We start from the raw sequence: 4,435 nt of genomic DNA, 5'->3' as shown, positions 1-4,435 counted from the left end.
CTCCCTTGAAACACCTTCCCCCGTGAACGTGTTAAGGGCGTTCTCCGCCACGCCCTTAACAATCCCGGCTCCCGGCACGAAAACTGCCGCTTCGCGGTGACCCTCCGCTTATTTCCCCGGGCTTTCCGGGACCGGGCGCGATGCAGCGTCCCTGCAACGCGCGCCCTCGCCGCGCCTCCCTGCGCGTCGCCCCGGCCCTGCGAAAACGCGTCGGCAGTTTCCAGCCGGACCCGCCACACCTGACCCACCGCGCGGTTTTCAGCTTTTAACAGCAAAAGCTTTTTATCTGTAACTCCCTTGCACGTTCACGGGTGCGGTGGCTTCAGAGGGAGAATGCACGCAGGGTGAACGGAACCATTCCACGTAGCCTGCATGGGAGTGTTCCACTATCCGCAATAGTCTCTTCTTGAGCAATCGTGCGGAATGTTCCCTCTCACCCTGACCCTCTCCCCGAAGGGGCGAGGGGATGTTCCGTGCCCGCGTACAGTTTCCCCCTCACCCTGGCCCTCTCCCCAAAGGAGCGAGGGGATGTTCCGTGCCCGCGTACAGTTTCCCCCTCACCCTGGCCCTCTCCCCAAAGGAGCGAGGGGATGATTCCTGCCCGCATACAACTCCCCCTCACCCTGATCCCCTCCCTCAGAGAGAGGAAAATGTTGGTGCCCGCCTGAAACTGCGCCAGTCGAAAGCGGAACGGTTCCGCTTACCTCGTATACAAAACCAGGCTCGCTTTTCTCCCTCGCCCCTGCGGGGAGAGGGCAGGGGTGAGGGGAACAGACCGCCACGCGGCGGGGAGCCAGGGTTGCAAGGGCGGCGACGAGATTTCTTGACACCTTCACCAGTGATGCTGCTGGAAATAAGCAAGGAACTTAAGATAAACAGAACCTTCCCACACCCTTTAAAGAGGCTCCCTCTCATCACCCACCACCTGCTTCCCTGATTGGGCACTATTGAGAAATGAATATTTGGTGACAGTGGAGTAAACTTGAACCTTAACAATGTCTTTTCAGAACAACATAAAAAGGAGTCGGGATGAACTCTCAGTCCCAGGCCAAATCCCCGGAAGCTCTGCGTGCGCTGGTTGCCGGAACGCTGGCTAATTTTCAGCACCCCACCCTCAAGCACAATCTTACTGCCCTGAAAGCTGTGCATCATGTTGCCTGGCTCGATGACGTTGTGCACATCGAACTGGTGATGCCTTTTGTCTGGCGTAGCGCGTTCGAAGCGCTTCAAGAGGCATGCAGCGCGGAATTATTGCGCATCACGGGGGCAAGTGCGATTGACTGGAAGCTGTCGCACAACATTGCCACTATGAAGCGTGTCAAAAACCAGGCGGGCGTTAACGGCGTGAAGAACATCATTGCCGTCAGTTCGGGGAAAGGCGGAGTAGGTAAATCCTCCACTGCTGTAAACCTGGCGCTGGCGCTGGCAGCGGAAGGGGCGAAGGTCGGTATTCTGGATGCGGATATTTATGGCCCGTCAATACCCATGATGCTCGGGGCGGAGGGTGAACGCCCCACCTCCCCGGATGGCACGCACATGGCACCGATTATCGCCCACGGCCTTGCCACCAACTCTATCGGTTATCTGGTCACCGACGACAACGCGATGGTCTGGCGTGGGCCGATGGCGAGCAAGGCGCTGCTGCAACTGTTGCAGGAGTCGCTCTGGCCTGATCTCGATTATCTGGTGCTGGATATGCCACCGGGTACGGGTGATATTCAGCTCACACTTGCGCAGAACATCCCGGTGACCGGAGCGCTGGTGATTACTACACCGCAGGATATTGCGCTTAACGACGCTAAAAAAGGCATCGTGATGTTTGAGAAGGTGGAGGTGCCGGTGCTTGGCGTAGTGGAAAACATGAGCATGCACGTGTGCAGCAACTGTGGTCACCACGAGCCTATTTTTGGTACCGGCGGTGCAGAGAAGCTGGTGGAGCAATACCAGACACAGCTTCTGGGCAAAATGCCGTTGCACATCACGCTGCGTGAAGACCTGGACAAAGGTACGCCGACCGTCATCCATCGTCCTGATAGTGAATTCACAGCGCTCTATCGCCAGCTGGCGGATCGCGTAGCCGCGCAGCTCTACTGGCAGGGTGAAGTTATACCGAGCGAAATTTCTTTCCGCGCGGTGTAAGTCACTTATTGGCTGCCCGAGAGGGCAGCCTGTAATGCATCAGCAAATAATCGCCCTGAGGTGAAACCCCTTTCGCTTCAACATGCCAGCCGTGATGGCGGTAAAACGCCAGCGCGCTTTCATTACGCGCAAGGCACTTAAGCGCCCCCGTCCCGCTGAATTCAGACTGTACCTTTTTCAGTAACGCACTGCCGACGCCCTGACCCTGAAAGGCCGGATCCACAAACAGGCTATGCAGGAAGTTCTCGTTAACGTGAACGGCGGCAAAGCCTTTGCGATGACCCGCTTCTTCGGCCACCCAGATCACTTCACCTAATGTTGTTGAGTCAAAGTCTTCCAGCGTCCAGTCACTGCCATCAAGCCATGTCCAGTTGGCGCGACGAGAGTGCAGAAAAAGGGTACGCAGAAAAGGGCGGTCACTCTCCTGCCAGGGGCGAATAGTCAACAATGTTTTCGTCCTTAGCGGTGATAGAAAATATCGCCATCATAGGCTTTGATAATCTTGCCGTCTGTATTGGTGATGAGCACGTAGCAGCCGCCCATGTAGGTCCAGTGGGTATCCGGATCGGGCGCTGGCAGGTTACGCAACTGATACTGCTTAATGGCGTACTCGTCGGTACGGTACATTTCCGGCACGGTATCGCCAATGTTGAATTTGGTGAAATCGGCCACGAAAGCCTGGATTTCATAAGACTTGATTCCCGTCGAGCCAGCAGCGGTCTGCGGTGCAGCAAATGCACTGCTCGCCGCAGCCAGCAGTATTCCCAGAAGTGCAACTTTTGTCTTACCCATGATCTCTCCAGATTCCTTAGGTTTTATTCATTTTGCAAGGTGCCATGATTGCCGGAGCGCTACCGGGCCGCAATCGCAAAAATGTTATGAAGTTACGGCAATAGTAAAAAGTGTAAACAAAAGCGAAGCACAGCAGGACAGGCGGAGAGCAATATTTGCTATCCGCCTGAAGGTAAACGTGTTTTTAAGAAAAATCCTGGTAAGAATCAGCGGGATGCAAAGCCTTCCAGCACAATTTTTCCGACGGCACGTTGGGTTTCGATGCGCTGATGGGCTCGCCGCAGATTGTGAGCGTTAATTTCGCCAAAGTGCTCACCCAGCGTCGTTTTCAGTGCGCCATTATCGATGAGCACAGCAACACGGGTCAGCAGACGGTGCTGTTCAATCATGTCTGTGGTTTCAAACATTGAGCGGGTAAACATAAACTCCCAGTGCAGCGAGATGCTCTTCACTTTCAGCGGGCGCGCATCGAGCGTTTCCGGGTCGTCGATCAGCGCCAGCTTGCCCTGGGGTTGCAGGGCATCAATCAGTTGCTGATAGTGGTCGTCGGTGTTGGTCAGGCTGGCGACATGACTGACCTCCTTAACGCCAATGCGTGCCAGTTCCTCAGCCAGTGGCCGGGTGTGGTCAATGACATAGTGTGCACCGCGAGCGCTGACCCACTGTTGACTTTCCGGTCGTGACGCGGTGCCGATCACCGTCAGTTTAGTAAGCTGACGTGCCAGTTGCGTCAGAATCGAACCCACGCCACCCGCTGCACCGACAATCAGCAGTATGTCACCTTCATTGCCGTCTTCCTGCACGCCCAGTCGGTCAAAGAGCAGTTCCCAGGCGGTAATGGCGGTTAAGGGAAGGGCCGCTGCGGATGCGTTATCGAGGGTGTTGGGCTTCAGTGCAACAATGCGTTCATCTACTAACTGGAACTCGCTGTTGCTGCCGGGGCGGGTGAGGGCACCGGCGTACCAGACTTCATCGCCGGGCTTGAAGAGGGTTACGTCATTACCTGTAGCGACGACCACCCCTACCGCGTCCCAGCCCAGCACACGAGGCGTATCGGCGTTAAAGCCAGCGCGCACTTTAGTGTCGACGGGGTTTACCGAAATGGCTTTCACCTCCACCAGCAGGTCATGGCCGGTTGCCCGCGGGGTGGGCAGTTCAATGTCAGTTAAAAAATCGATATTGCTGGCGCTCTGCGCGGCGCGGGTGATGGCGATAGCTTTCATACGGACTCCATGTGAAGGGGAATGTCGTAAGGCTAGTCTATGCATTGTGGGAGAAAAATGGGGGAATGAGGGTAGGACTTATCCTCGCGGAGTGAAAATGTGGCGGGGCACGGACAATCCCTTCGCTCCTCCGGGGAGAGGGTCAGGGTGAGGGGAGAATTCCGCACGGATGCGAAAGGGATTATTCAGGTTACATGGACTCGTCCCATGCAGGCTACGTGGAATGGTTCCGTTCACCCTGAGTGCATTCTCCCTCTGAAGCCACCGCACCCGTGAACGTG

4 protein-coding genes are annotated in these 4,435 nt (G+C 56.1%); 1 reads left to right on the top strand and 3 read right to left on the bottom strand.

What is annotated here, in order from left to right; genetic code table 11:
- Window positions 1-1,029: 1,029 nt before the first annotated feature.
- Window positions 1,030-2,139, top strand: a complete 1,110-nt coding sequence (gene apbC / locus KXR87_RS23180; RefSeq protein WP_437434530.1) for an iron-sulfur cluster carrier protein ApbC — start codon at window positions 1,030-1,032, stop codon at window positions 2,137-2,139.
- 1 nt (window position 2,140) lies between these two features.
- Here the strand turns inward: apbC and KXR87_RS23175 are convergent, their stop codons facing one another.
- The 3 genes from KXR87_RS23175 to KXR87_RS23165 all read right to left on the bottom strand — a co-directional run bounded on the left by KXR87_RS23175 (window position 2,141) and on the right by KXR87_RS23165 (window position 4,154).
- Window positions 2,141-2,584 carry a GNAT family N-acetyltransferase gene (locus KXR87_RS23175; RefSeq protein ID WP_437434531.1) on the bottom strand — a complete coding sequence of 148 codons (444 nt, stop codon included), beginning with the start codon at window positions 2,582-2,584 and terminating at the stop codon, window positions 2,141-2,143.
- A gap of 14 nt (window positions 2,585-2,598) precedes the next feature.
- Entirely contained in the window at window positions 2,599-2,931 is a 333-nt protein-coding gene (locus tag KXR87_RS23170; protein ID WP_437434529.1) for an RcnB family protein, read from the bottom strand.
- A gap of 206 nt (window positions 2,932-3,137) precedes the next feature.
- Window positions 3,138-4,154 (bottom strand): zinc-binding alcohol dehydrogenase family protein, encoded by a 1,017-nt coding sequence (locus KXR87_RS23165; protein WP_437434528.1) that lies wholly within the window; start codon window positions 4,152-4,154, stop codon window positions 3,138-3,140.
- Between the last annotated feature and the right edge of the window lie 281 nt (window positions 4,155-4,435).

The organism is Yokenella regensburgei, from assembly GCF_051486985.1.
In the GTDB taxonomy this organism is placed as follows: domain Bacteria; phylum Pseudomonadota; class Gammaproteobacteria; order Enterobacterales; family Enterobacteriaceae; genus CBFFRJ01.
The sequence above is the reverse complement of the archived record's forward strand: the minus strand, read 5'-3'. Positions and strand labels throughout refer to the sequence as shown.

Excerpts from the sequence above, each read along its gene's own strand:
- apbC (WP_437434530.1), top strand. The coding sequence starts at position 1,030 with ATGAACTCTCAGTCCCAGGCCAAATCCCCGGAAGCTCTGCGTGCGCTG.
- KXR87_RS23170 (WP_437434529.1), bottom strand. The coding sequence starts at position 2,931 with ATGGGTAAGACAAAAGTTGCACTTCTGGGAATACTGCTGGCTGCGGCG.
- KXR87_RS23165 (WP_437434528.1), bottom strand. The coding sequence starts at position 4,154 with ATGAAAGCTATCGCCATCACCCGCGCCGCGCAGAGCGCCAGCAATATC.